Origin of the sequence: Pseudoalteromonas phenolica (assembly GCF_044788725.1) — a bacterium.
Taxonomy (GTDB): domain Bacteria; phylum Pseudomonadota; class Gammaproteobacteria; order Enterobacterales; family Alteromonadaceae; genus Pseudoalteromonas; species Pseudoalteromonas phenolica_C.
This window is the reverse complement of sequence record NZ_CP173161.1, coordinates 2124519-2149944: the sequence shown is the minus strand read 5'-3', so window position 1 is coordinate 2149944 and position 25426 is coordinate 2124519. Positions and strand designations below refer to the sequence as shown.

The following is a 25426-nucleotide window of genomic DNA, read 5'->3' as shown; positions in this document are numbered from 1 at the left end:
CAGATTTAAAGCAAAGTGACTAGATAAGCGATATCGCGAAATCAATTCACCTTGCGCAAAGGAAATGAGTGCTACGCACTTGTCATTAACCCTTTGCACGACCAAATTTGCTTGGTGACCATAGCGTTTTGGAACCACCTGATTCCATGCCGAACTCAGAAGTGAAACGAAACAGCGTCGATGATAGTGTGGGCTTCCCATGTGAAAGTAGAACATCGCCAAGCACCTATTTAGAGAAAGCCCGATTTGAAAGAGTCGGGCTTTTTTGCGTTTATAGTGCTAAATCGTCTTGCACAGTGATGAGGTAATGCTCGGTGATAAAAAGACGAATTAGCGCAAGGTGAAGAGAGCAATCTTCACCGTACTTATACCATTCCGCATAAAGATTAAGTCAGCTTTATCCATTCTCGGCTGCACATCTTCTTCACTCGATCCGGTAGTGAAATAAATTGATTCCATGCTTTTGAAACTTCATCAACTATGTCGTCATAGCCAGAAAACACTCTATTGGATAAACAATGTTGTCGTATCCAGCTCCATACTTGTTCTATTGGATTTAGCTCTGGTGAATAAGGAGGAAGTTTTATGAGCGTTAAGTTGCTGAATTCTGCCGCAGTATCATCTGTATGCCAGCCTGCGCCGTCTATAATCACAACTGCATGCCTGCCAACTGGTGTAGCTTGTGATATTTGACGCATATGCTGCCTCATCGCTTCTTTATTTACGAATGGACTTACTAACGCTTCAGTTTGGCCTGTGGAAGGACATACTGCACCAAATAAGTACCCGTATTCAAACTGTTGTTGTTTCACAATCCTTGGCCGTGTTCCTGTTTCAGCCCAAATGCGTGTAGTCGGGTTCTGCTGACCAAATCGAGCTTCATCCTGAAACCAGACATCGATACGGTCAAGAGGAAGGTGGCCTGGAGTGTGAAGGATCGTTTCCAGTAGAAAGTTTTTTAAAAGCTTCTTGCCTCTGCTGTGATTGCTTAGGATGCTTCGAGCGACTTGTGATCCAGCTAAAGCCAAGCTGTTTTAGTATTTTATAGACATGATTTAAGTGGTAATGAACGCCAAACTCGGTGCTAATGTATTGCACAATGTCCTCACCGGTTAGACGGCCACCTTGAAGGTCTGAGTTTGCGCGCTTTATAAACTCAGACAGTTGCTCAAGCTGTGGTTGTTGGAGTCTAGATGGACGCCCTTGAATAGGCTTATTGTCTAAGCCATCGAGGCCATGCTCTAGGTAACTAGAGACCCATTTATTAACACTACTTCGTGCAGTATTAAGGCGTTTTGCAATGTCGGCTCTACTATTGCCCTCATAAAATAATGACACGGCAAGCAATCGAATGCGCTTTCGTGCGTTGGGTTCTTTTCGGGAAAGCGATAAAAGCTGTTCAGATATGTTTGTGTTCAACGTTATTGAGTTGGTGATTTTATATGACTTCTATTAGATCAGATATTTAAGCGGAATGGTATTAATTTAGACGCCCTTAACTCCAGCTAAACTGCTTTACCTCACCTTGCGCAAAGCAAATGTGCTCGCCTTGCTCGTTGTCATTAACTTTGCACTATTTCACTGCGTTCGCAGTCGCTAATTTTGCACTATATTTTCCACTATGAATCAAACTCATGAGCTTTCCATTATTTTATATGTTGTAATGTCTAAAGGTTTTTTTAAATGGAACTTCAATGAAATCAATCATATTTTTTATTTTGTCAGCAATTTCTCTAGCAGTATTCGCAAACCCTTTGAAGGGGACTTGGAAATACGTCAGCGGTGAATACGCAACACCAAATGGTAATGTGAAAGCCGAAGCACCAGCTGTTACTTCTACTAAAATAATCTCTGATACGCACTTTAGTTACATTACGCTACATTCAAATAAGTTCGCTTACGCCGGTGGGGGGACTTATGTAATTGAAGGAAACAAATTTATTGAAACGGTTAAATATGGCAATTTAGAAGACTATATTGGCAGAACCATGGCCTTTACCTTTAAAATTGAAGGCGACCTTTGGTATCACACCCTGTATGAGAATGGGAAGTTTGTTGAAAGAGAAATTTGGAAAAAGGTACCTAGTAAACTTTAAAAAATACCTTTATTACTTTGAAACTTAGAAATTTATTGAAAATGTTTTGTAATTAAGTAAAGTACACTATCGCTTTTTAGAAGTTATATTGTAAGCAGTATTTACGTGTATATTGAATGCCAAATGCTGTTTAGGGGTTATTATGAGCATAGAGCATAAAACAAGAACACAACTTGTTGCTGAAGCAATTAGAGAGAAAATACTGTCTGGTGAGATTAAAGCAGGTGAGCCGTTAAGACAAGCTGCTTTAGCTGAAGAATTAAATGTGAGCAGAATACCTGTTCGTGAAGCTTTATTACAATTAGAAGCTGAAGGTCTTGTTAATTTTGAAGCTCATAAAGGCGCGACTGCAACACAGCTAAGTGCAGATCAAATTGATGAAATTTTCGATTTACGTGCTTTATTAGAGGCCGAATTATTAAGTCATTCAATTCAGAAACTTACACCTCGTGATTTATTAGAAGCGGAAGCCATTTTATATGACTTAGAAGAAGCTGTTGAACGAGGTGATACGCAGCTTGCAACTGGTAAATTAAATGCTGAGTTCCACGGTAAGTTGTACTGTAAGGCTGATAGACCACAGACTGCAGAACTTGTTGATATGTATAGCAAGAATTCAGAGCGTTATGTTCGAATGCATATTTTGCTTGCAGGTGGTTTTGCAACTGCGCCTGAAGAACATCGAACTTTGCTAGATTTATGTAAGCAAAAAGACATAGATGCAGCCTGCACATTTTTGAAAACGCATATTCTAAGTGCCAAAGAAGATATTAAAGAGCTTCTAATTAAAATGGAACAAGAATAGAAAGAGCGGCTTTGCCGCTCTTTTTCTTACAAAGTATATTTACTAATAATTCTATACACTTCGTTAATGTTGTCTCCAGCTTTAAACTCTTTAACAAGTGGTTCAGTTTCAGAACCAATCCAAAGTTTTAGTTCTGCATCCATGTCAAAATGACCAGCAGACTCTTTACTAAACTTGGTGATCTTATTATACGGAATGGTCAGGATCTCCATTTTAGAACCTGTAACACCTTGTTTATCAACCAAGATCAAACGTTTATTTGTGAAAACAAACATATCACGTATGACTTGGTAAGCCTTTTCAATTATTTCGCCCTGGACTAAGCTATCAGCTAATAGTTCTTCTGTTTTTGCACTATCAGCTTCACTCGCATTGCCCATTAAACCACTGAGTAATCCCATATTTATTCCTTATTGAACAGTTCATTTTCTAAAGTATTGCCATTTATTAATTGTCTGTATTGCCAATCTAGTTTATGACAATATTTTAATAACTGTACATCAAAGTGTTTATTTTCAGCTTTATATTCAATCACAAACTCTTTTCTCTGAGTTTGTTGTACATGTGTTACATCTTGAAGTTGTTTTAAGTAATCAATAGCTTGTGAGGGCTCATCTTGTAACTGTAAGGTAATGTAGTTGTGTTCACCTTGGTAATTTTGAGTTTGATGCTGTGTTAAAACACCTTGATCTAAATAAAGGATGTTATTACAAAGTCGCTCTAATTCACTTAAGTCGTGAGAGCTAAGAATGAATGTTGCCTCTGAGCTAAGTTCAGAAATAATATTTCTAATCTCTCTTGCGTTAACTGGATCTAATCCAGCGGTTGCTTCATCTAATAAAATGACTTTGGGTTTATTAATGAGTGTTTGAGCTATGCATACGCGTTTTCTCATACCATGAGATAATTCTGAAATTCTAGAATTGAAATTATCTTTTAAACCAACTAATTCAAGTACTCTGTGCGTTTCTTTTAATGACTCACTTTTACTTAAGTTTTGTAAACGAGCATAGAAGCTAAGTTGCTTTTCGAGAGAAAAGCGGGGGTCTAATTGTGCGTCTTGCGGTAATGCAGCCAGATTGCTGAACAGTTTTGGATCGCCAAGGTCGTGACCAAGGATATTTACTGAGCCTGAATCTGCTTTTATATAACCACACAAAACACTAAAAAGCGTTGTTTTTCCAGCGCCATTTGGACCAATTAAAGCTGTCGTTTTACCTTGTTCTATTTCAAAAGATACATCATCTAATGCGCGTTTAGGACCAAAGTTTTTGCAAATATTATTTGCTTTAATGACGATACTCATAATGCACGCTTCCTTAAAATTATACCAGCCAGAGTAATCCACATTAAGCTTTGTAATAGTGGCAGTAGCCAATTAAAAAAGTTTGTATCTTGCTGGCCTGCAACATCTGCTATTTGCTCTCCTGGGAATAAATAAAAGAGTAAATCTACAATTGATATATAACTAGATATATATGAAATGAGACCGGTTCCAAGAGTAAATAAAAGTATGGCAATTATAATGCTCAGTCTTGATGAACTGGCGATGATATTTATAAAAGCCATCAGGGCTATAAATGGCATACAAATAATGCTTAATTGGACACTAATTTTTAAACCAAGTAAAACCCCTGAACCGATTAATGTATGGTCTCGAAAAGTCATTACTGCAAGAGTCGCGACCACAGTTGCTATGATTAGAATACTAATGATCAATAATTGACCTAAATAACGACCTACTAAAATTTCATCTCTTGTAGAGCGCAACGACAAGAATCTTAAAGTACCTCTTTGCCTATCTCCAACAGTTTGGTCTGAACTTATAAATAATGAAAAAATAGGGAAGCAATAAAGTGAAATAATCCAATAAATTGAAAACTCAGCTTCTGGCCAACTTACAAGTTCTCTTAAACCAATACTACCTGCCATCTGTTGGGCAATATCAGAAAATTCAGGGCTATTTAGAAATGGCACTGCGTGCCCAATAGGATATTTTAAAATCATAAACCACACCATTGCGAATGCGGCCAAAGCTAATAAGCCTCTTTTTGTTGCAAAAAGTCGAGTTAATTCAAACTGTGTAATCTGCCAAACTCTGAAAACTGACATAGATTCTCCTTTTATTTACCGTAACACTAGCTGTTACATTAAATAAATTAAAGAGTTAAATTGTTTCAGAGTATGGCAGTCGTTACATCTTTAGTTAGTTTACTGTATTTCTACAAGCAAAATTACCAACCGCATTGACGTCCTTTATTTTGCTCATCTAAGTACTTTTGTAATGGCGCAAAGTAATCAAGAATTGCAGTTGCATCCATTTGTTGGCTACCAGTTAACGTTTCTAACGCTTCTTGCCATGGACGACTACTACCCATTTCAAGCATTGCATTTAAACGCTCACCCGCTTCTTTTGAGTTATACACAGAGCAGCGATGAATTGAACCTTCATTACCAGCAATCTCACATAAAGCTTTATGGAATTCGAATTGTAAAATGTGTGCTAAGAAATAACGAGTGTAAGGAACATTACCCGGTACATGATATTTGGCTCCCGGATCAAAGTCAGCTTCCGTTCTTGTAATTGGTGCTTTGATCCCTTGATATTTTTCACGAAGTTCCCACCAAGCTTTGTTGTATTCTGCTGGGCTGATCTCGCCATTGAATACTTTCCAACGCCATTGATCGACTAATAAGCCAAATGGAATAAATGCAACTTTATCTAGCGCCATTTTCATCAGTAGACCAATATCTTTCGATTCGTCAGGCACTTTATCTAATAAGCCAATTTCTTTTAGGTATCCTGGGGTAACAGAAAGCGCAATAGTATCACCAATCGCTTCGTGGAAGCCGTCATTCGCACTCTCTTGATAGTACACAGGTTGCGTGTTGTAGGCACGTTGATAGAAGTTATGTCCTAGTTCATGGTGAATAACAGAGAATTCTTCACCTGTACGTTGAATACACATCTTAATACGTAAATCATCTTTTGAATCAAGGTTCCAAGCAGATGCGTGACATTGTACGTCGCGATCTTGTGGTTTTGTAAACAATGAGCGGCTATAGAAAGTATCAGGTAATGGTGCAAAGCCCATCGAAGTAAAGAACTTCTCTGCGCCTTTAACCATAGTTAATTCATCATAGTTATGTTTTGCTAGAAGTTCAGTAACATCATAACCCGGATCTGCATTTTCTGGTGCAACAACGTCATAAATGTTGCCCCAAGTTTGTGCCCACATGTTACCTAATAAGTGAGCTGGGATAGGTTGGTCTTGTGGTACTTTGTCTTCACCGTATTTGTCGCCTAATTTTGCGCGAACATGACAGTGTAACGAATCATAAAGAGGCTTAACTTGACCCCAAATTCTGTCTAGCTCAGTTGCAAAATCATCAGCTGGCATATCGTATTTACTACGCCACATTGCACCAGTATCAGCATAGCCTAACTCTTTTGCGCCTTCGTTAGTTAAGATAACTTGTTCTTCGTAAAGTGGGCGCATAGGCTTTGCTACTTGTCGCCAACCCTGCCATATGTCGAGTAATTCTTCGTAATTTCGAGAAGATGCCATTTTTGATGTCATTTCTCCAAGGCTCATACACTCATTGCCCTTGCAGTATTTACCTTTGCCATACATTCCGTCGAGCTCAGCTAAAATACCAGCAAGTTTTTTAGATTTATCGGCATTTTGCGGAGCAGGTAGGGTCAATGCCAACTTTAGCTTATCCATCTTTCTGCGATTGTCTTCACTCAGTTCTAATGAATCAAATTGTGCAGCTTCATTGGCTAAACGCACAACGACATCTGTGTATTCACGATTTACATCAGCAGATAGCGAGGCAGTGTCTTCGGTGATAAAGTTTGCGTAAATCCAAGCCGCACGAGAAGAGCGGGCATTAAGGTCAATTAATGTCTCTGCTGATTGAGCAAGAAATGCTTCTGCATCTTGTTCAGTAACATTTGAAGAAGAACTTGTTGTTTTACATGCTGAGAGTGAAAGAGCGCTTGATACAATTAAAGCACTTAAACTCAGTTTAAACTTGGTTGTCATTATAATTTCTCAGTTGTTGTTATTAACTAAAAGATGATAACAGTACAAGATTTTCACGACAATTAAGTTTATGTTCAAAAGGGGGACTGGCAGGAAATAACATTAAAAAAGGCTGGTTTTTCCAGCCCTTTTTCAATTATCTAGCAAATGGGTCCGCATTTATTTTATCTACATACCAAGTGCCTTTTTTACGAACCATTTGTACGCTACGCATGTCATCGACTTGCTCTCCACGAAGCATACCTGTAAATACAAGATTAACTTTAGCATCGTCGCCGTATTGTTCTCGTAAACTTTGGTTTGTCATATCGACTTCAATGGTTACAGAATCGTATTGCAAATTCACTAGGTTTCTAGAAAACTGCTTCGCTGTCCCATACGAGCGCATTATCCTAGCTAGTTTTGGCGTTGCCATTTTTATAGCAGCATCAAAATCTTTTTGATTATAAATTGCGTCAAAGTACATTGTAGCAGCGTATCCTGGACTATTTTTATCGCCACGAGATGGTTCGTCTGAACCACAACCTGTTATTGCAAATAAAAATAAGAAAAGTAGGGCGGTGATTTTTTTCATAACATCTAGATTTATTTATAAAACTCACTTTAGTGTGTCTTCTCAAATTGGTTTTGTAAAGTTAATGGTTAGCTTTGTAAAAATAAAAGGCCCAACAAGTACTATGTTGGGCCTTTTTGTCGGAAGGTGTTTACTTAACCATTAAATGACTTTTCTAAACTTGCATTGTCATTTAAACCATTATTTTTACGCTTTCTTCTGAAGAAACCTTTGATGTCTTCTAACACAACATACTGACAAGGTATCAGGATGAGCGTAATCACAGTTGCGAATAGCACGCCGAATGCTAATGACACAGCCATAGGAATAACAATCTGGGCTTGTAAGCTTGTCTCTGTGATAATTGGTACAAGACCAATGAAGGTTGTTAATGAAGTCAGTAAAATTGCTCTAAAGCGTTTACAGCCAGCTTCAACGACAGCCTGTTTAATTGCTATCCCTTCTTCTCTGGCCTTGTTAACAAAATCGACCATAACTAATGAGTCATTAACTACCACACCTGCCACTGCAATGATGCCGAAGAATGAAAGGCTACTCATTGTCATACCCATCACTATATGACCAAATACGGCACCTACAACACCAAATGGGATCACTGACATGATCAGAATCGGTTGTGAGTAAGAGCGTAGTGGGATGGCCAATAGTGCGAAGATGATCATCATTGATAATGCAAAGTCTCTAATTTGTTCGGCTACGCTATCCATTTCTTCTTGAATACGGCCTGCTACACTACTTTGTACTCCAGGGTAATTCTTGAGTAGAGATGGTAAGTACTCATCGCGAATTTCTTCTGCAATCTTAAATGGTTCAGCTTGGTTAGTGTCAACAGAAGCCCAAACATTTACTGTACGTTTTGCATTTTCTCGGCGAATACGGCTAACACCATCTACAAGATTAATTTTAGCCACTTCAGCTAGAGGGACTTCAGCACCTGCAGGCGTAATGATACGTACATCTTGAATGTCACTGATAGAGTTACGAGACTCTTTAGGGTAACGGATCATGACTTTAATCTCTTCGCCTTCACGTAAAATACGCTGTGCTTCTAAACCGTAGTAACTAAAGTTAACTTGCGAAGCGACATCAGATAGCGTTAATCCCATGCTATATGCAAGTGGTTTAAGTTCTAACTGAACTTCATCGGTTGCACTTTGCATTGAATCATTTACATCACCCACACCTGTCATTGAATTAAGTTTTTCTTTAAGCTTATTAGCCACTTCTTTAAGCTGATCTTTGTTTTTACCTTCAAGTCTGAAGCTAATGTCACCGTCATCTCGACCGCCATTCATAATGCTGTCTTCGATGTTTAGTGTTTTGACACCCGGCAGTGGTGGCATTTGTTCACGCCACATTGCACTTAAAGCAAATGTATCAATTGGGCGCAGGTCTGGCTCAACCAAAATCGCCATAATTTGTGCATTGGTTCTACCACGTAGGCTGACAGACAAATCACGAACCATTTTTTGGCCATATTTCGCTTCGATTTGCTTATCGACTTCTAAAATAAGTGCTTCGACTTTTTGTGCAGTTTCAAGTGTTGCAGTTTCTGAACTTGAAAGGTTCATTTCGATTCTAACTTGCGGGAAGTCATGAGGGATCTTAGGGTTGGCAACAAACTTCACTAAGCCACCCGCAAATAGACCTGCTGCTACTAATAACACAGTTAGAAACCCAACAATCACCGTATAGCGGTAGTGGATACAGCGTTCAATAAACGGACGGTACAGGTTGTCGATAAAGTTTCTTAAACCGCCATCCAGAATTTCTCGTAAACGATGGAACGGGTTTTTAGGGTTGCTTGGTTTATCTTTCATTGCAGCTAAGTGCGCAGGCAGAATCAGTTTCGATTCAACCAAAGAGAATAGTAAGCAAAGGATGATGACACCGCCAATTGCTTTAGAAAATGCAGCGGCAGGGCCGGTAGCTAAAGTTTGCGGTAAAAACGCGGCAACAGTTGTTAAAACACCGAAAGTTGCAGGAATTGCTACGCGTTTTACACCGCGAACGACGTTATCAAGGCTTTGGCCTTTTTTCTCAATTTCGGCGTGAACTGATTCACCGACCACAATGGCATCGTCAACCACAATACCTAATACCAAAATGAAGGCAAACAAAGAAGCTAAGTTAATTGTTACATCTAAAAAGCCCATCGGCATAAATAAGAATGCACCAAGGAATGAAACAGGTAGGCCCATCATCACCCAGAAAGCTAAACGAACACGTAAGAACAATGCCAGCATTAGCATAACGAGTAAGCCACCCCAAATCATATTCTCGATCATCATATTCAAACGACCATCAAGGTAATATGTTAAGTCAATAAACGGCTCAATCTGAACATCAGCCGGCAAAGTTTTGTTTCTATCAGCTAGATATTTTTTAACCGTATCAGCGACTCTGGTGATATCTTGATCTTTTGATGCTCTTAGCTCAAAAGTTAACGAGTTCTTGCCATTATACTTTGAGAACTGTAATCCTTCTTCAAAACCATCTTTTACAGTTGCAACATCTCTCAAAAAGATTTGTGCACCGTCTTCAAGAGTTTTAAGTGGTAAGTTTTCGAATTCATGACCTCTGTATGCTTGGTTTTCAACTCGCATTGAAATATAGCCATTATCTGAGCGAATTTGACCCGCCGACATATTGGCAGAAAATGCACGCACGGCTGAAGAAATATCTCGGAAAGTTAAGCCATATTCTCGGAGTTTATCAGGGCTAACTTCAATACCGATTTCATAGTTTAAACCACTGAAGAAACTTAAAAGATTAACCCCGGGCAGTGCTAACATTTCATCGTGTAATGTATTGCCTAGCTCTTTTAGTTCTGCGTTGCTTAAACTTCCGCTTAGTGACATCCACATCACTTCTTGTTCGAATTTTTCGTAACGAACAACAGGCCTCTCCATGCCTATCGGGAAGCTAGAAATGGAGTCCACTTGCATCTTAACTTCATCTAGCACTTCCTGAGGGTTGTAGCCTTCTTGAACTTGGATCCAAGTTTGTGAGAAACCACGATTAGAGTAGGTGATCAGACGCTTGATCCCTTCAAGGCCTTCCATAGACTCTTCAACCTTGATGGTAATGCCTTCTTCTACCTCTTGCGGTGCAGCACCAGGGTAAACAGCTTGAATACTTAACCAAGGGCTCTCAAACTGAGGAAACATTTGTTTACGAATTGAGAAAGCAGTTAAGATCCCGCCAACTAAAATAAATATCATTAAAAGGTTTGCTGCAACTGGGTTGCGTGCAAACCAGGCTATTAAGCCTTTTTCAGTTGATGTACTCATAATTATTCTTCCTTAAGCGCTAGCTGCGTGTCTGGTGCAGAAATAGGAGAATCATCAGTTCTTAATTGCATGCCTTCAGTAGGGTATTCAAGCGCAGAAGTAATGATTTGTGCGCCGTTCATTAAGCCATCAGCGACAATGGCCATGCCATTTGTTTCGCGTATGATATTTACTGTTTTGAAACTCAGTGTTAGATCATCATTTAATATTGCGACTTTGTTGTTTTTGACCAAATGTTGAGGAACTTGAATGGCATTTTGAACTAAAGCACCTTCAATTGACGCATTTAGATAAGCACCAAAACGAAGCGGTTTTGTATCATCTGAATAAGGTTGTGTGATTTGAGCAACTAGATACGTCATACGGCTTCGCTGGTCGATAACACCTTCACTTCGAACAATCTTACCTTGCCAAGTCACTGTTTTACCGGCAACTTGCGCGGTTAAAGATACATTGGCGTTGACACCTTGTTGCGGTAAATACTGTAGTTCATGATCTGCAACAGGAAGACGGATTTCAGCCACTGAAGTCGCATTTAAAATACCAAATTTACTTCCCGGGTTTACAACGCTACCTAAACTCACAACGCGGCTCTCAATGATTGAATCATAAGGTGCTTTGATATAGGTGCGTTCAAGATTTCGTTTTGCACGCTTAACACTTGCCTGAGCTGCTTTAAAGCGTGCCAGTTTTTCAGCTAACTGAGGCTTACGTAGGTATAATTCAGATGGAATAGTTGCACTGGCATTGCTTTTAATACGTTGCCATTCTTGTTTTGCTACATGTGCTTGAGCTTGTTCAATTTCAAGCGCAGAGCTAGCTTGTGCAAGGCTTGCTTCAGCGTCTATAAGAGCAGCTTCATAGTCGTTTGGATCAATTCGAGCCAAGACTTCACCTTCTGTAACAAATCCACCTTTTACAAACTTGTCTGATAGTTCGATGATTTGCCCACTTACTTGAGCGACTAATTCTGTTGTGTATTTAGGTTTTACAATACCGTAAGATTCAACGTTCAATCTCATATCAGAAATAGAAATAGGTGCTGCCTGAACGAGTGGGTGGATGATTTTTTCTGGTTTTTTCTCCGGCGCCTGTTTCATGGATGAAAGTCCAATGAAGACAGCCACACCACCGGCCAAAACCGCTAAAGGTAATATAATCTGTTTTTTACTAGCCACAATAATAGTCCTTCCGACGATAGATAACGTTTGAGTAATCTATTTTGTTAAGTTACACACTGAGCATACTTGATCAGATGTTTCTAGGTGTTTATATGCCGTAAGAAGATGTAACAATCCGTGTATTCATGACATAATTATTTACATTTGCAGGTACAACCTAGGTTTTAACCTGAGCTTTGGTTAAGAGATTTACGAACGTATTGAAATGATAAGTTCTTTTTAAATTCTGCAGCCGGAGACTTTTAGCGATAACTAGGCGAATTTATGCGTCAATAGCTGCCTATTGCAAGTAAATTCAACGCAGTTATTGTTGAAAGTAGCCGCTGGAGATAGGTTTATTATCCAGAGCTCAGATTATTTAGTATAGTTGAACAAAAGTGCATAGTTAGTTTTGTTATTTTTCAGAATGAGTGGGCGTGTTATTATGCTTAGCTATTTTTGTTGTTGAGGAAATTCAAGTTGGAATGTCGTTTACATTGTGGTGCGTGTTGTATTGCTCCAAGCATTAGCTCGAGTTTTCCAAACCATCCAAACGGTAAAAAAGCAGGCGAGCGATGTAAAAATCTCACCAATGACAACTTATGTAAGCTTTTCGGTAAACCAGAGCGACCAGCGGTTTGTCATGATTTTAAAGCAGTAGAATGGGTATGCGGAAAAGATAAGCATCAAGCAATGCAAATCTTAACCGAATTAGAAACACTCACGAATTAACTATAATCCGCCCGATAAGTCTAAGAAGTTTCCAGTAGCAAACGACGCTTTAGCAGATGCAAGCCAATAAATAGCTTCCGCAACTTCTGTAGGCTCTCCACCGCGTTGCATAGGCAGTTTTTCTTTTAATCTATTTACTCGGTCTGGCTCTCCGCCATCTGCATGAATGTCTGTGTAAATTAATCCGGGTCTTACACAATTTACACGAATGCCATTTGCTGCGACTTCTTTTGCAAGGCCAATGGTGAGCGTATCAATTGCGCCTTTGCTTGCAGCATAATCCACATATTCGTTAGGGGAGCCGGTTCTTGATGCTGCTGAAGAGACATTAATAATACTGCCGCCGGTACCGCCAAATTCTGTCGACATGAGCTTAACGGCATACTTTGAGCAAAGAAAATAACTCATAACATTACTCGTCAATACATCTTTTACTCGCTCCTCAGTTAACTCAATGAGTTTCGCCTGTGGTTTTAAAATACCGGCATTATTCACCAGAACGTCGATTACGCCCAGCTGTTCGGTGGCAACTTCAAACAGTTTTTGTACTTCTTTTTCTTTATTGACGTCGGCTTGCACCGCTATGGCTGTTCCACCAATAGTTTTAATTTTGCAGACCACGTCATTCGCGGCATCAGCATTATTAAGGTAATTAACACAAACAGCATAATTGTTGTTTGCGAATAACAGCGCAGTAGCCGCACCAATCCCACGGCTTGCCCCTGTAATCAATACAGTTTTTTGTGATGACATGCGTGCTCCTTATCGGTAAAAAAAACTTTTCGGTAAATATAATGTTGCAATTAAGTGGTTTTTAGGTAATAAATAAAAGGCTTATTTTAAGCGATAACAAAAATCAACAGGATATGATTATGAAATTTAACCTTAAAAAGAAGAACCTAAAGCAACTAAATCGTAACGTAAATGACTTAGAAAAGCAGCAAACTCCTCACGTAGCAGGTGGCGCTATGACAGATTTTGCTTGTTTGCCTACAGGTCACATTTGCAATAGATTGAGTGCAGATGATCATAAGACTTGCCTTTGTTAATAAATTTATAAGGACTAAATTATGAAACTAGACTTAAAAAAGAAACGATTAAAGCAACTAAATAATAAAGTTGAATCGTTAGACAAGCAGCAAACCCCTCAAGTAGCTGGTGGTCAACCACCAACGGGTATCATCTGTTATCACATGAGTAGAGATGGACACAACTCTTGCTTTTGTTAATTCTATGCTGAGCCTTCGGGCTCTTTTAACCCTTACCTTCAAATAGCAGAGATTTTCGTTCAAATTTACTATGCTTAATTGAGTGTTTGTAAATGCGAAGATTTCAATGAAAACCTTAATCTATTTTGTTTTTTTATTTTCGGCTATTCCTTCATTAGCAAATTCAATCGTTGAAAACAAAATTACAGAAGCGGAAGACTATTTAACCGTTAACCCAGCGCAAACACTGACTTTGTTAGAAAGTATCTACGATAAAGAAAACTTTTCTGATGAACAGTTTATCCGTTGGCATTTGATCAGAATGAGAGCCGCTGTACCAACAAACCAATTAGATAAACTCAGTGAGTCTTTAGAAACCGTATTTCACCTCAAACAGCATCCTTACTTTAAAGCCCATTTAACTTCGTTTCTTAGTGGCACTGGGATCTACCTTAGGAAAAAGCAATTTCTGGCCGATGCGCAAAAAAGTTTAGAGTGTGCTTATAAATATGCGCAAAATGAAAAACAAAGGTTAACTTTAACGAATAGTTTGGCATTGGTTGCACGCCAACAAAGCGATTATGACAGCGCTAGGTTACTTTATAAAAAAGCCCGCGCATTGGCAGTAGAGACAAACCGAGAAAGCATCATTGCAATGATAGATAATAACCTCGGAATGATTGAATTTGATGTAGGCAATATTAAAGAGGCTGAAGCGTATTACCGACAAGCATTAAAAGGCTATCAACTAATTGATAAGCGCTCAGGGATAGTGACTGCAAGCATTAATTTACTTTTTTCATTCTTACTACAAGACAAGTTTTTGGATTATCAGCGCTTGTATTCACCAACGGCAACCTTGACCCTCGCTTTTCCTAATCAATCTAAACAATCTCTTTTGTATTGGATCCATCAAAGGTATCTACAACTGCAGGGAGGAAAAATTACCTCTCAGACAATTCAAAAACTAAAAGAGGCATATACTAATTTAGAAGACATTAAAGTCAAAACACACATATATAAGTATATTGCCGAATCTATGAACATCTCCTTACAAGCACCAAAAAATAAAGCTAATCAAGAGTTTAATCGCCCATGGTTTGTAGCTGTTAAGCAGTGTGACTGGGTTTTGAATTAGTTTTACTCTACATATTTCTACAATAAAGCCTTAATTAAAGCGTCACGATTTTGTAAGAAATCGCGTTTACTCTATGCAAAATCAATCTGGACTAGACCAGAGTAAAACCTAAAATTAGAGATAAACGCAATGAAAAAACTATCCTATATCGCAGCTGCAATATTGCTGGCTCAAAGCGCACACTCTTTTGCATCAAATGGCAAACTTGTTGGTTCAGTAAAGGATCTGCAAAGTCATTTGTCAGGTGTAATGATCACCGTGAAGGGGCATAAAGTAACTGCGGTTACAGATTATCGCGGTCGATTTGAACTGCCGAATGTGGAAAGTGGCGAATATACGCTTGTTGTGAGCTACATGGGGTATGACAGCGCTGAGGTAAAAGTAAAAGTACGAGACTCTGAAATTACTTTACTCGACCCAATCACTTTAAACTCACAACAACAAATAGAAGAGGTTGTGAGTGTGGGTCAAATTTTTCGGGGCGAAATGGCAGCTGCCAACAATCAAAAAAATGCCTCGAATATTATCAGTGTTATAGCCGCTGACGGTATTGGAAAGTTGCCTGACAGAAATGCAGCTGAAGCGGTGCAACGTATTCCTGGTGTATCAATTGAGCGCGATCAGGGTGAAGGGCGCTTTGTAGCAGTTCGTGGCTTACCATCGCAATGGAGTTCGGCAAGTATCAACGGCAATCGGCTCCCAACTGCAGAAGAAGAAACAACCAGTAGGGCAACGGCATTTGATTTTTTCCCGAGCGAGTTAATTGAGTTTGTTGAAGTATCTAAAGCGATCACCCCAGATTTGGAAGGCGATGCAATTGGTGGCAGTGTTAATTTCATAACTAAAAAATCAGCAGATGACTTTGTGTTTAAAACAAACTTTGCACTAGGTCAAAACGAGCTAGCAGAAGGAACAAATTACTCCGCAAATGTGGTTTACGGAGACCGCTTACTTGATGACAAACTCGGGTTTATTGTTAATGCCACGGCTTGGAAGCGAGATTGGGCAACCGATAATTACGAACCAAGACGTCGAGGTGAAAGCGAAAACTTCGGTATTTATCGACTGGAGCTGAGAGATTACACAGGAACCCGCGAAACATATGGTTTAAATGGTTCTATTGAATACGACTTGGAGAATGGCAGTATCAGTGCCAGTGCATTATATGGCACCTTGGTTGATGATGAAACGCACTACAAACATCGACTACGTTTTGATAAAGACAGAGTTGAGCTGCAGCATATCCGTAATGAATTAATTACAGAAATGAATGGTTTAGAATTCGCGGGTGTCCACAATATCGGCTTTGACAAAACCATAAACTGGCAGTTAGCGAGCTATGAAAATGAGTTCAAATACGGTGATAAACCAAATGGTCAAGATAACAGCTATTTTGTTATGCGTTTTGACCAGAAAAACGTCGGTTATGTTGGTTTGCAAGAAGCATCTAATGGAAAAAGCTACGCGTATAACCTAGTGGATGGGGGCGCTGATCCTTGGAATGCGATCAACAACCATTTCGCAAATGGTTTCGTTGTGGATGCATCTCAAGCTGGCTTGTCTTGGGTTGAGCTCTATAAAGTATATGTTAAAGAGAAAGATAGGTTGGTTGCTAACCTTGATTTTGAATGGCAAATAGATCCTGAGCTAACTTATCAATTCGGCGCAAAGTACAGAGATAAAGTACGTTATGCCGATTTTGCAGATGAGTTTTACGAGTGGAATAGTGATGAGTTTGGAACAGCACCAACACTTGCTGATTTTACACTTGTTGATCAACCCGGTCGAAGCGATTACCTAACAGAAGCTAATTTCAATTACCAAGCACAGTTTTCTCAAGTGGCCACAACAGAAGATGCAATGGCATTTTGGAATACAAACCGAGAGAAATTCAGGTTGGTTGATGGTGAATCAGCACTTATCAGCAATGGCGGCGCACTCGGTCGAAATTTTGATGTAGAAGAAACCCATACTTCACTCTACGGTATGGCAACTTATCAAATGAGCGCGCAGTTAGAAATACTCGCAGGACTTCGACTGACGCAAACTAAAACCAGTGTATCCGGCTACACCTACTTAGCCGATAAACAACAGACTGTAGACACCACGCAGAGTAATGATTATCTTTCTGTCCTGCCAGCATTACATCTTACCTATCGTGCTGATGAGTCAACGAATTATCGTGTTGCATTAACAAGAAGCTTTGCTCGTCCAGACTTTGGCTCATTAACTCCGGGGGCAACTTATCTAGAAGCAGACAACAAGCTTGATTCAGGTAACCCTGCGCTAGAGCCAACTTATTCTAACAACTTAGATGTAATGTTAGAGCACTACTTTGACAGAGTAGGTTTAGTGTCTGCGGGTGTGTTCTATAAAGACATTCAAGATCCAATTTTCGAAAAACGCTCGATTGGCAATTACAACGGTCGTGATGGGGTTAATATTGTTCGCCCTGAAAATGGCGACAGTGCGTGGCTTGCAGGGGTAGAGTTAGCGTTTAATCGTGACCTTGGTTTTATTTCTCCAAAGTTAGAAAACTTTGGTGTTATGACCAATGCCACATTTATGGATTCAGAAATGACCATTCCAGAGCGGGCAGGCAAGGTTGCTATCCCAAGACAAGCAAAAGAATTATATAACTTTACCCTTTATTACGACGATACAGAATTTGCAGCTCGTATCGCTGTGAATCACAAAGGTGCTTATATAGAAGAGCATGGCAAATCGGCACAAGGCGACAGTTACTATGGCGCAAATACCAGTGTTGATTTTACAACTTCTTATCAAATCAACGAACAAGCTTTGGTTTATCTAGAGCTTAATAATCTCACTAATGAAGCACTTGAATACTACATGGGCGAAAAGGGCCGACCGCTGCAAGTTGAGTACTACGGTATGCGCGCAATGATTGGCTTTAACTACCAGTTCTAACACTAACTTAAACGCCTAGTTTTTGTTTCTTATATTTCTTAGCTGTTTTGCGAGGTCAGAGACTGGCCTCGTAATATTCAAGGTTTACTTATGAACTCTTTATCGCTTTGGCAAGTGCCGCCAAAATGGTTAAGGCCAGCTCAAGGGCTCGCTTTTGTTGCATTTGCTGCCTGTAGTGCGTTTATGACGTATTTCTGTATGTATGCATTTCGAAAGCCCTTTTCGGTTAATAGTTATACCGAGCTGGATCAAGACCACTGGCTCGTCAGTTTCAAAATAGCTTTGATTTTATCGCAAGTATTTGGCTACTTAGTGGCTAAATTTATCGGTGTAAAAGTCATTGCAGAGATGCAGCATGCAAACCGAGCAAAAACCATTCTATGGATGATAGTGAGTGCCGAGCTTTCATTGATCTTATTTGCTATCTCTCCTTCACCACTCAATATTATTTGGTTATTTTTTAATGGCTTATCGCTTGGCATGATCTGGGGACTGGTATTTAGCTACCTAGAAGGACGTAAAACCACCGAGTTACTTGGTGCAGTGTTAAGTGTGACATTTATTCTTGCGTCGGGCTTAGTTCGTACTGTGGGTAAATGGCTTATGGTTGAAATACAGGTATCAGAAATGTGGATGCCCGCAGTGACCGGCGCCATTTTCTTACCTCTTTTGGTTATCTCTGTGTTGAGTTTGAACAGTTTACCAGTGCCTACAGCATCAGATGAGCAAGCCAGACAAAAAAGAGCCCCAATGAACGGCACTCAAAGGTGGGCGTTTTTTAAAGAATACGGGGTTGGGATCACCTTACTGGTACTAAGTTTCTTACTCTTCACCGGGTTTCGAGATTTTCGAGATAATTTTTCTTCTGAAATTTGGCATGCACTTGGGTATGGGCAAGAGCCTGCAATTTTTGCTTATGCAGGCGTCCGAATAGCTTTAATTGTCTTAATTGCGTTAGCGGCTTTGGTATTGATTAAAAATAACCGTATCGCATTTTTTGCCAATCACGGTTTTATCTTACTGGGCACGGCTTTATTGGCAATAAGCACATGGGCGTTTGAGCAGAGTCTGCTGGATGCTAAAGCCTGGATGGTACTACTTGGCGCAGGACTTTATATCAGTTACATCCCCTATAATTGCTTTTTATTTGACCGAATGATTTCAGCAGTCGGCTCAACGGCAAATGCCGGTTTTTTGCTTTATCTCGCAGACTCAGCAGGTTATGTCGGCTCAGTTGGCATTTTACTTTATAAAACTTTTGCATCACCAGAATTAAGTTGGTTGAACTTTTTCATTATGGCTTGTTACTGGGTAGCGGCTATTGCCAGTGTGCTGGTGGTGAGCTCCTTGTTGTATTTCAGTTTCAAACTTAAACCTTTTAAGCCTGGTTACTCTCTACAACCAGCACATCAAAACTAACGAACAGGAACATCAAAATGAAACATATTGAAGCGCTAATTTTAGATTGGGCGGGCACCGTCGTGGATTATGGCTCAATTGCACCCACGAGTATTTTTGTTGAGGCTTTTAAGCAAGGCTTTGATTTTGAGATTAGCCTTGAAGAAGCTCGTGGCCCAATGGGAATGGGGAAGTGGGACCATATTCATACACTGTTAAATACAGGTTCAATTCGAGTACGTTGGCAAAACCAATTCGGTCGTTTACCTAATAAAGATGATGTCGACCACATTTACAATACATTTATGCCTTTACAGCAGGCTAAGGTAGCTGATCGTGCTGCACCAATCGAAGGCGTTTTATCGGTGATACATCGATTGCAATCTGATAACGTCAAAATAGGCAGTTGCTCAGGGTATCCAAAACCTGTGATGGATGTCTTGGTGGCTGTTGCGGCAGAATATGGTTATAAACCTGATTGTGTGGTTGCAAGTGATGAGTGCGAAGCAGGCTCTCGTCCTGGGCCTTGGATGGCATTAGAAAATGTACAAAGACTGGGTATTTCTCGAGTAAGTGCCTGCGTAAAGGTAGATGATTCAATACATGGTATTAGTGAAGGATTAAATGCAGGGATGTGGACAGTAGGCATAGCCGTTACAGGTAATGCCATTGGCTTGAGCGAGCAGGAATGGGCAAATGAGACTGAAGCATCACAGGCGTCGCTTACTCGAAAAGCTTATGCGCAATTGGCTTCGGCGGGTGCCCATTATGTTATTGATTCGCTTGCTGATATTGAGCCGATTTTACATGCGATAGAAGCCAGAATAGCAAGAGGAGAAAGACCTTAATGCGCTATGTGCCTTTTTGGTTCGATGAGGCGGTAACTGAGGCAGATGACAAATCTGCCTCACACTTGACTCATGATATAACCACAGATGTATGTATTATTGGTGGTGGTTTTACAGGGCTTTGGACAGCAATTAATCTGAAGCAAACAAAACCCGAACTTGATGTTGTGATTATCGAAAAGGACTTGTGTGGACAAGGTGCTTCAGGTAGAAATGGCGGTGCCATGCTCACCTGGTCTACAAAGTTTGGCAGCTTAATTAAGCAAGTTGGTTTAGAGCGGGCGATTAATTTGGTCAAAGCCTCTGAACAAGCAGTACATGAGATTAAAGCGTTCACTGAAAAATATGCCATTGACTGTGATTGTCGCGTTGATGGTACGTTTTACACGGCATCGAACGCCTCACAGCAAAATGCCTTTCAACCTGTGCTCGATTTACTTGCAACACATCAACTCAATGCTTGGCAAAGTGTTACACAAGATAAGCTTGAAATGACAGGCTCTAAAGCGAATTTATCTGCAATATTTTCACCTCATGCTGGCAGTGTTCAGCCTGCCAAATTAGTCCGAGGTTTATTTAGAGTGGCCAAGCAACTTGGTGTGAAAATATATGAACGGACCAAGTATATTCACTATCAGGGCGATGAAACTTTAAATCTAAAAACAGACCGAGGCATGATCAAAACCAATAAACTGCTGTTTGCAGTGAATGCTTGGCTTCCTAAGCTTGAGCCACAATTTGCACGTGCTGTGGTGTTAGTTTCAAGTGATATGGTTATCAGCAAAGCCAACCCAGAAGCCATTAAAGCAATGGGACTGAACCATGGCGCTCCGATTATAGATAGCCGAATTTTCGTCAATTATTATCGAACCACGACATCAGGCAGACTAATGTTAGGCAAAGGCGGCAACTATTTTAGCTATGCAAATCATGTGTCAAAAAGGTTTGATCAGCCAAGTCGATATTTAGAAATGATGAAGCATTACTGGCACTATTTTTTTAATCATAGCAATTTAGAAGTCGAAAGAAGTTGGACAGGGCCATCTGATAGAAGTGTTAGTGGGCTGCCTTTTTTTGGGCAATTAAAAACTCAGAAAAACATTTACTATGGCAGCGGATACTCAGGTAATGGCGTCGTGCAGAGCTACCTTGGCGGTAACATCTTGGCAAGTTTAATTTTGAACAAAGCAGATAAGTGGCGAGACTGTGGCTTAGTTAATCAGCCAATTGCACAATTTCCTTTTGAGCCAATTAGAACCTTAGGGGCATACATGGTGCGAAATGCTATTCGCCGTAAGGAGTATGCAGAAGATTTAAATAAACAAGTCGCACCTTGGGACAGTTATCTAAGTAAACTCAGTGGTTCAGCCGCTAAAGTGGACACCTCATTGAACAAGTATTAGCGTTTTGTATTCCTTATTTAAAAAGGTAAGTTAAGAGAGGATTCATATTTCTTTGGTTATAAAAGCTATTTGATTTGGGGGCATTAGGATATGTATAAATACATTGTTTCAATATTATTGCTGGTTGCGTGTTTTGGTTTAGCTGCAAAAAATGATGTGTTGTCTTTGGATAGAGTTGATGTCAGCCAAGTTAAATTTGCTTTTGAAAACGACGCCAATGTGTATCCAGATGAGAGTGACTTTGCCATCGACCACTTTGTTTTAATGAGCAATGACAATGGAGAGCGATGGGGAATTTTAACCATTACTAATCAATCGAGCGGCCGCAGAGAGTTACAAGCAAAACACATCATGGCGTTGTTTGCTGACGGTTCAAGATATTCCCCCATAAACTTTAAACAGCCATTTAGTGGCAATGAAACACAGTCTATTACTTTGAGTTTTGGTGAAAATAAATTTCCAATTTTGTCGGTATATACGAGAAATTAATAATTTACTGTACATGTCTCAAAATTAGATTTATCACACAGGTGATAATCTAAATAGTATTTGTCAAGTTCAGGTTTTGCGCCCTGCGTGAGGTAGTTGTACATTAGCTCGGCGCTTTTCCTACCCATCTCAAAAGGCTTTTGACCTAAATTTACTGTCGAGAGGCCGTGCTTAAGCGCATCAAGTTGAATTTGCTCTGTGTCAGCTGAGATCATCACAAAGTTACCGTCGGCTATTTTATCCTTTGCTGCTTTCAGCGTCTCTATATAGTCAGGGTTAAACTGAGCAAACCCTGCCACAGCCAAGAATATTGGCGGATTTTTTAGAGAAGAAAAGCGCTCTACTTGCTCCAAAGAAGCATGTCTTTTTCCCATGGTATAAAGCGGGCAGCGAGGATGTTCTACCCAACCACTGTCGCCAGACAAACGCTTTTTACTTTGACCAGATAAGGCATGACGCACCCCTGCAAGGCGGGCGTTCAGGTTTGGGGTAGTTTGATGCCCCGACTGTAGACAAATACTTTGTTTTTCAGCTGTTTTGTATTTTATTGCCAACTTACCTAGGGCGACACCAAAATCAAAATTATTGGTGCCTATATAAGCAAGCCTGTATTGTTGATGTTTGGGCAATAAGTCAGAGTCGAATGTGATAACTGGAATATTTTTCTTTTTTAAGTTCTTGAGGGCATGCGTCACTAAATATTCAGAGTCAGTGGTTGAGACTAAAAAAGCATCGACACTTTGCTCTGCCAATTCACTAATCACTAAAGACTGAGTTCTTACATCTTGATAATCATCAGCGCCATCATAGATGCATTTTAGATTATTAACCTTACTGGCAAAATTTAGGCAGCCTTTAAAAGATTGCTCGTAAAATGAATCATTTTTGGTTTTACCTATCACTGCAATTGTGAATTGCTTGTTTGAATTAGCTTGGATCAAAGTGCAATAAAACAAACTGAAAACACAGATAGGTAGGTGAATAAATTGACGAAAAGAAAATTTCATTAATCAGACTTCAATGATGTAAAAATGACGATACTGAAACAATTATACATAAAAAAATCACAAAACTATTAAGGTGAAAAATATTTATTTATGTAAGCTTATATTTCTGAATTCTTTCACGTTAATATGTCAGTTCAATTATTAGAACTTAGACAACAAATTCGCTTAATTCAAATAAACACCTAATTCTGTTTGTCATAAAACTGCAGTAAGCTAGCACTGTTCAGTCAATTAAATGGTTAGTTAAATAAGTCGCTTATGTTGTTGTATCAAGTCATCCGAAATCATATTCAAAATTTGGTCAATGAGGGGCGTTTAAAAGCGGGTTCTAAACTTCCTTCGGAGCGCAGTTTGCAAGAGCAGTTCAACTCTACAAGGATCACAGTGAGAGAAGCGTTAGCTAGGTTAGAATCTGAAGGGGTGATCTACAGTCAAAAACGCAGAGGCTGGTTTGTTACCCCTGAAAAGTTAAAATGGCATCCAGCACGCAAAGTGAATTTTAACGCTTTATCTGAATCTCAAGGATTTACGCCCTCTACCAAAGTCATCGAGCTGATGGCCCCCTCAAATGAGCACAGCATTGCATTTACTCACTTTGATGATAAGCCAATTTACAAACTGACCCGAGCTCGATATTTAGATGGCAGAGGTGTACTGGTTGAAGAAATTCACTGTCTAGCAGCGCGTTTCAACCATCTCGAAAAGCAAGTCTTAAATGGCTCAATTACTGATGTTATGAAACAACAGTATCAGGTTGATGTTTCTCATGAGCAGTGCAACATCAGTGTCACTGTGCTACCCGACTATGCGGCTGAATTACTTGAAAAAAATAGTGGCACGCCTTGCTTAAAAGTGCAAAGAGCGCGTTATGACAATAAAGACAATTTGGTCGACTTTAACATTGAATTTTGGCTACATGATTGTATTGAAATGGTAGTGGAAGGGCATTGATAAGAGGGTAGAAGTTAAAATGATCAAAAAAGCAAAAGCGACTGGTCAGTTATAAATAGGCTTTTGCTTTACTTTCCGGGAAATTTTTCATTTAAAGATAGTAAAGACTACCAGTATTTCGCTTTATAAACGGCTTGAAGTAAGCCTTCTATGTCTTTTTGATACACTTCACCAATATTGCCTATTCTAAAGCAGTCAGCGTCTGACACTTTTCCAGGATAGATGACATAGCCAAGCGACTTTAGCTTTTCATAAAATTGTTTGAAGTTATATCCAGGTTCGTTTGGTGAATAAAACGAGGTAATTATTGGTGAATGCAACGGATCGGGTAAAAGTGTCTCAAAGCCAATTTCTCTCATACCACTGACAAGTAAAGACTGGTTTGATTTATAACGGCTATACCTTGCATCAATACCCCCTTCTTGTTCAAGTTCAATCAATGCTTGTGCAAATGCTCTCACTACGTGCGTAGGTGAAGTAAAACGCCATTTACCATTTTTTTGTTCCATAGTTTGCCATTGATCATACAGATCTAGAGATAGAGAGTGGGCATTGCCTTTGCACTGTGAAATCAATGCGTGTTTGCAGATCACAAAGCCAAAACCAGGAACACCTTGAATGCACTTATTAGAAGAGCTAATTAAAACATCAACACCTAGCTTTATCATATCGATGGGTATACCACCGAAGCTACTCATTGCATCTAAAATAAACGTTTTTTTGTAATGGTTCACAAGTTCGGCCACAGCTTCTAGTGGGTTAAGCATGCCAGTCGTCGTTTCGCAATGAACCATGGCAACATGGCTGATGTGTGGGTTTTCTTTAAGCGTTCTCTCGATTTGGGCAACGTCAGGATAGTGCGTCTCTGCAAAATCTAGACTAATGACATTGATGTTGAGATAGTCTGAGATTAGTTTAATGCGCGCACCATAAGCGCCATTATTTATAACGAGTAAGGTGTCTTTTTTTGAGATAAAAGTACCCAGGGCCGCTTCAACAGAAGCTGTGCCACTGCCTTGCATTAAAGTGGCAGTTAATAGTTCAGTGCTACCGGCAAGAGAACATAGCTGGGTTCTAATTTTTTCTACAATCCCAATGTTGTAATCGTCATCCCAAGTGCACCAATCTTGTAACATGGCTTCTTTCACTGTTTTAGATGTGCTGAGTGGGCCGGGGGTCAGTAATAAATAGTTATTTTTCATAAAAACTCCATCTGGTCTATACCAGTAATTAGAGCATATGTTTTATGATGTTTTGATGATGTAATTGTGACAGTTTACGATGCACTGATTTAAATGAATGAATTAAAAATAACTGTTCATTGTGAAATATAAGGCTAAAATT

23 protein-coding genes and 1 rRNA gene are annotated in these 25426 nt (G+C 39.6%); 13 read left to right on the top strand and 11 right to left on the bottom strand.

Translation table 11 applies throughout. The features are described from left to right. Positions 1 to 110: 110 nt before the first annotated feature. A 5S ribosomal RNA gene (rrf, locus tag ACH784_RS09755) occupies positions 111 to 224 on the top strand. Positions 225 to 386: 162 nt separating this feature from the next. Here the strand turns inward: rrf and ACH784_RS09750 are convergent. Then, a protein-coding gene (locus ACH784_RS09750) for an IS630 family transposase (protein ID WP_404395238.1) occupies positions 387 to 1407 on the bottom strand; the annotation gives its coding sequence in 2 pieces (ribosomal slippage) (positions 387 to 953 and positions 955 to 1407; 1020 coding nt in all). A gap of 287 nt (positions 1408 to 1694) precedes the next feature. Between ACH784_RS09750 and ACH784_RS09745 the strand changes: the two genes are divergently transcribed. Further along, positions 1695 to 2096, top strand: a complete 402-nt coding sequence (locus tag ACH784_RS09745) for a hypothetical protein (RefSeq protein WP_404389706.1) — start codon at positions 1695 to 1697, stop codon at positions 2094 to 2096. Between the two features lie 142 nt (positions 2097 to 2238). After that, entirely contained in the window at positions 2239 to 2901 is a 663-nt protein-coding gene (locus ACH784_RS09740; RefSeq protein WP_404389704.1) for a GntR family transcriptional regulator, read from the top strand. 26 nt (positions 2902 to 2927) lie between these two features. Here the strand turns inward: ACH784_RS09740 and ACH784_RS09735 are convergent, their stop codons facing one another. The 7 genes from ACH784_RS09735 to ACH784_RS09705 all read right to left on the bottom strand — a co-directional run bounded on the left by ACH784_RS09735 (position 2928) and on the right by ACH784_RS09705 (position 11995). Continuing rightward, positions 2928 to 3302: a PH domain-containing protein gene (locus ACH784_RS09735; protein ID WP_404389702.1), complete on the bottom strand. Its 375-nt coding sequence runs from the start codon at positions 3300 to 3302 to the stop codon at positions 2928 to 2930. Between the two features lie 2 nt (positions 3303 to 3304). After that, a complete protein-coding gene (locus ACH784_RS09730; RefSeq protein WP_404389700.1) occupies positions 3305 to 4207 on the bottom strand; it encodes an ABC transporter ATP-binding protein in 903 nt (300 codons plus the stop codon). Then, positions 4204 to 5013, bottom strand: coding sequence for an ABC transporter permease subunit (locus ACH784_RS09725; protein ID WP_404389697.1), 810 nt, complete (start codon positions 5011 to 5013; stop codon positions 4204 to 4206). Before ACH784_RS09725 ends, ACH784_RS09730 begins: the two co-directional genes overlap by 4 nt. 122 nt (positions 5014 to 5135) lie before the next feature. Then, a complete protein-coding gene (locus ACH784_RS09720) occupies positions 5136 to 6950 on the bottom strand; it encodes a M2 family metallopeptidase (RefSeq protein ID WP_404389695.1) in 1815 nt (604 codons plus the stop codon). A gap of 136 nt (positions 6951 to 7086) precedes the next feature. Further along, a complete protein-coding gene (locus tag ACH784_RS09715; RefSeq protein ID WP_404389693.1) occupies positions 7087 to 7524 on the bottom strand; it encodes a hypothetical protein in 438 nt (145 codons plus the stop codon). A gap of 134 nt (positions 7525 to 7658) precedes the next feature. Then, a complete protein-coding gene (locus tag ACH784_RS09710) occupies positions 7659 to 10817 on the bottom strand; it encodes an efflux RND transporter permease subunit (protein WP_404389691.1) in 3159 nt (1052 codons plus the stop codon). Between the two features lie 2 nt (positions 10818 to 10819). Continuing rightward, on the bottom strand, positions 10820 to 11995 hold the full coding sequence (locus tag ACH784_RS09705) for an efflux RND transporter periplasmic adaptor subunit (protein WP_404389689.1): 1176 nt from the start codon (positions 11993 to 11995) through the stop codon (positions 10820 to 10822). 462 nt (positions 11996 to 12457) lie between these two features. Between ACH784_RS09705 and ACH784_RS09700 the strand changes: the two genes are divergently transcribed. Then, entirely contained in the window at positions 12458 to 12709 is a 252-nt protein-coding gene (locus ACH784_RS09700) for a YkgJ family cysteine cluster protein (RefSeq protein ID WP_404389687.1), read from the top strand. Here ACH784_RS09700 and ACH784_RS09695 read toward each other — a convergent pair whose 3' ends face one another. Beyond that, positions 12710 to 13462, bottom strand: coding sequence for an SDR family oxidoreductase (locus ACH784_RS09695; RefSeq protein ID WP_404389685.1), 753 nt, complete (start codon positions 13460 to 13462; stop codon positions 12710 to 12712). Positions 13463 to 13581: 119 nt separating this feature from the next. Between ACH784_RS09695 and ACH784_RS09690 the strand changes: the two genes are divergently transcribed. The 8 genes from ACH784_RS09690 to ACH784_RS09655 all read left to right on the top strand — a co-directional run bounded on the left by ACH784_RS09690 (position 13582) and on the right by ACH784_RS09655 (position 22124). Next, on the top strand, positions 13582 to 13758 hold the full coding sequence (locus ACH784_RS09690; RefSeq protein WP_404389683.1) for a hypothetical protein: 177 nt from the start codon (positions 13582 to 13584) through the stop codon (positions 13756 to 13758). Positions 13759 to 13779: 21 nt separating this feature from the next. Beyond that, positions 13780 to 13938, top strand: coding sequence for a hypothetical protein (locus ACH784_RS09685; protein ID WP_404389681.1), 159 nt, complete (start codon positions 13780 to 13782; stop codon positions 13936 to 13938). Positions 13939 to 14044: 106 nt separating this feature from the next. Beyond that, a complete protein-coding gene (locus ACH784_RS09680) occupies positions 14045 to 15055 on the top strand; it encodes a tetratricopeptide repeat protein (RefSeq protein ID WP_404389679.1) in 1011 nt (336 codons plus the stop codon). A gap of 129 nt (positions 15056 to 15184) precedes the next feature. Beyond that, positions 15185 to 17986 carry a TonB-dependent receptor gene (locus ACH784_RS09675; RefSeq protein ID WP_404389677.1) on the top strand — a complete coding sequence of 934 codons (2802 nt, stop codon included), beginning with the start codon at positions 15185 to 15187 and terminating at the stop codon, positions 17984 to 17986. A 90-nt stretch (positions 17987 to 18076) separates the two neighbouring features. Next, complete coding sequence (locus tag ACH784_RS09670) at positions 18077 to 19405, top strand: DUF5690 family protein (RefSeq protein WP_404389675.1); 1329 nt, start codon at positions 18077 to 18079, stop codon at positions 19403 to 19405. A 17-nt stretch (positions 19406 to 19422) separates the two neighbouring features. Continuing rightward, positions 19423 to 20232, top strand: a complete 810-nt coding sequence (gene phnX, locus ACH784_RS09665; protein ID WP_404389673.1) for a phosphonoacetaldehyde hydrolase — start codon at positions 19423 to 19425, stop codon at positions 20230 to 20232. Next, positions 20232 to 21635: an FAD-dependent oxidoreductase gene (locus ACH784_RS09660; protein ID WP_404389671.1), complete on the top strand. Its 1404-nt coding sequence runs from the start codon at positions 20232 to 20234 to the stop codon at positions 21633 to 21635. The genes phnX and ACH784_RS09660 overlap by 1 nt, the downstream gene beginning before the upstream one ends. Before the next feature lie 90 nt (positions 21636 to 21725). Beyond that, positions 21726 to 22124 carry a hypothetical protein gene (locus tag ACH784_RS09655; protein ID WP_404389669.1) on the top strand — a complete coding sequence of 133 codons (399 nt, stop codon included), beginning with the start codon at positions 21726 to 21728 and terminating at the stop codon, positions 22122 to 22124. Here ACH784_RS09655 and ACH784_RS09650 read toward each other — a convergent pair. Then, positions 22121 to 23131, bottom strand: coding sequence for a substrate-binding domain-containing protein (locus ACH784_RS09650; RefSeq protein WP_404389667.1), 1011 nt, complete (start codon positions 23129 to 23131; stop codon positions 22121 to 22123). The two genes, ACH784_RS09655 and ACH784_RS09650, sit on opposite strands and share 4 nt — an antisense overlap. Before the next feature lie 258 nt (positions 23132 to 23389). On the opposite strand from ACH784_RS09650, the gene ACH784_RS09645 reads away from it, so the two are divergent. Next, complete coding sequence (locus tag ACH784_RS09645; RefSeq protein WP_404389665.1) at positions 23390 to 24082, top strand: UTRA domain-containing protein; 693 nt, start codon at positions 23390 to 23392, stop codon at positions 24080 to 24082. Between the two features lie 107 nt (positions 24083 to 24189). On the opposite strand, the gene phnW is transcribed toward ACH784_RS09645, so the two are convergent. Beyond that, a complete protein-coding gene (phnW, locus tag ACH784_RS09640; protein ID WP_404389663.1) occupies positions 24190 to 25284 on the bottom strand; it encodes a 2-aminoethylphosphonate--pyruvate transaminase in 1095 nt (364 codons plus the stop codon). Positions 25285 to 25426: the final 142 nt, after the last annotated feature.

Excerpts from the sequence above, each read along its gene's own strand:
- ACH784_RS09745 (WP_404389706.1), top strand. The coding sequence starts at position 1,695 with ATGAAATCAATCATATTTTTTATTTTGTCAGCAATTTCTCTAGCAGTA.
- ACH784_RS09740 (WP_404389704.1), top strand. The coding sequence starts at position 2,239 with ATGAGCATAGAGCATAAAACAAGAACACAACTTGTTGCTGAAGCAATT.
- ACH784_RS09735 (WP_404389702.1), bottom strand. The coding sequence starts at position 3,302 with ATGGGATTACTCAGTGGTTTAATGGGCAATGCGAGTGAAGCTGATAGT.
- ACH784_RS09730 (WP_404389700.1), bottom strand. The coding sequence starts at position 4,207 with ATGAGTATCGTCATTAAAGCAAATAATATTTGCAAAAACTTTGGTCCT.
- ACH784_RS09725 (WP_404389697.1), bottom strand. The coding sequence starts at position 5,013 with ATGTCAGTTTTCAGAGTTTGGCAGATTACACAGTTTGAATTAACTCGA.
- ACH784_RS09720 (WP_404389695.1), bottom strand. The coding sequence starts at position 6,950 with ATGACAACCAAGTTTAAACTGAGTTTAAGTGCTTTAATTGTATCAAGC.
- ACH784_RS09715 (WP_404389693.1), bottom strand. The coding sequence starts at position 7,524 with ATGAAAAAAATCACCGCCCTACTTTTCTTATTTTTATTTGCAATAACA.
- ACH784_RS09710 (WP_404389691.1), bottom strand. The coding sequence starts at position 10,817 with ATGAGTACATCAACTGAAAAAGGCTTAATAGCCTGGTTTGCACGCAAC.
- ACH784_RS09695 (WP_404389685.1), bottom strand. The coding sequence starts at position 13,462 with ATGTCATCACAAAAAACTGTATTGATTACAGGGGCAAGCCGTGGGATT.
- ACH784_RS09690 (WP_404389683.1), top strand. The coding sequence starts at position 13,582 with ATGAAATTTAACCTTAAAAAGAAGAACCTAAAGCAACTAAATCGTAAC.
- ACH784_RS09685 (WP_404389681.1), top strand. The coding sequence starts at position 13,780 with ATGAAACTAGACTTAAAAAAGAAACGATTAAAGCAACTAAATAATAAA.
- ACH784_RS09680 (WP_404389679.1), top strand. The coding sequence starts at position 14,045 with ATGAAAACCTTAATCTATTTTGTTTTTTTATTTTCGGCTATTCCTTCA.
- ACH784_RS09675 (WP_404389677.1), top strand. The coding sequence starts at position 15,185 with ATGAAAAAACTATCCTATATCGCAGCTGCAATATTGCTGGCTCAAAGC.
- ACH784_RS09670 (WP_404389675.1), top strand. The coding sequence starts at position 18,077 with ATGAACTCTTTATCGCTTTGGCAAGTGCCGCCAAAATGGTTAAGGCCA.
- phnX (WP_404389673.1), top strand. The coding sequence starts at position 19,423 with ATGAAACATATTGAAGCGCTAATTTTAGATTGGGCGGGCACCGTCGTG.
- ACH784_RS09660 (WP_404389671.1), top strand. The coding sequence starts at position 20,232 with ATGCGCTATGTGCCTTTTTGGTTCGATGAGGCGGTAACTGAGGCAGAT.
- ACH784_RS09655 (WP_404389669.1), top strand. The coding sequence starts at position 21,726 with ATGTATAAATACATTGTTTCAATATTATTGCTGGTTGCGTGTTTTGGT.
- ACH784_RS09650 (WP_404389667.1), bottom strand. The coding sequence starts at position 23,131 with ATGAAATTTTCTTTTCGTCAATTTATTCACCTACCTATCTGTGTTTTC.
- ACH784_RS09645 (WP_404389665.1), top strand. The coding sequence starts at position 23,390 with ATGTTGTTGTATCAAGTCATCCGAAATCATATTCAAAATTTGGTCAAT.
- phnW (WP_404389663.1), bottom strand. The coding sequence starts at position 25,284 with ATGAAAAATAACTATTTATTACTGACCCCCGGCCCACTCAGCACATCT.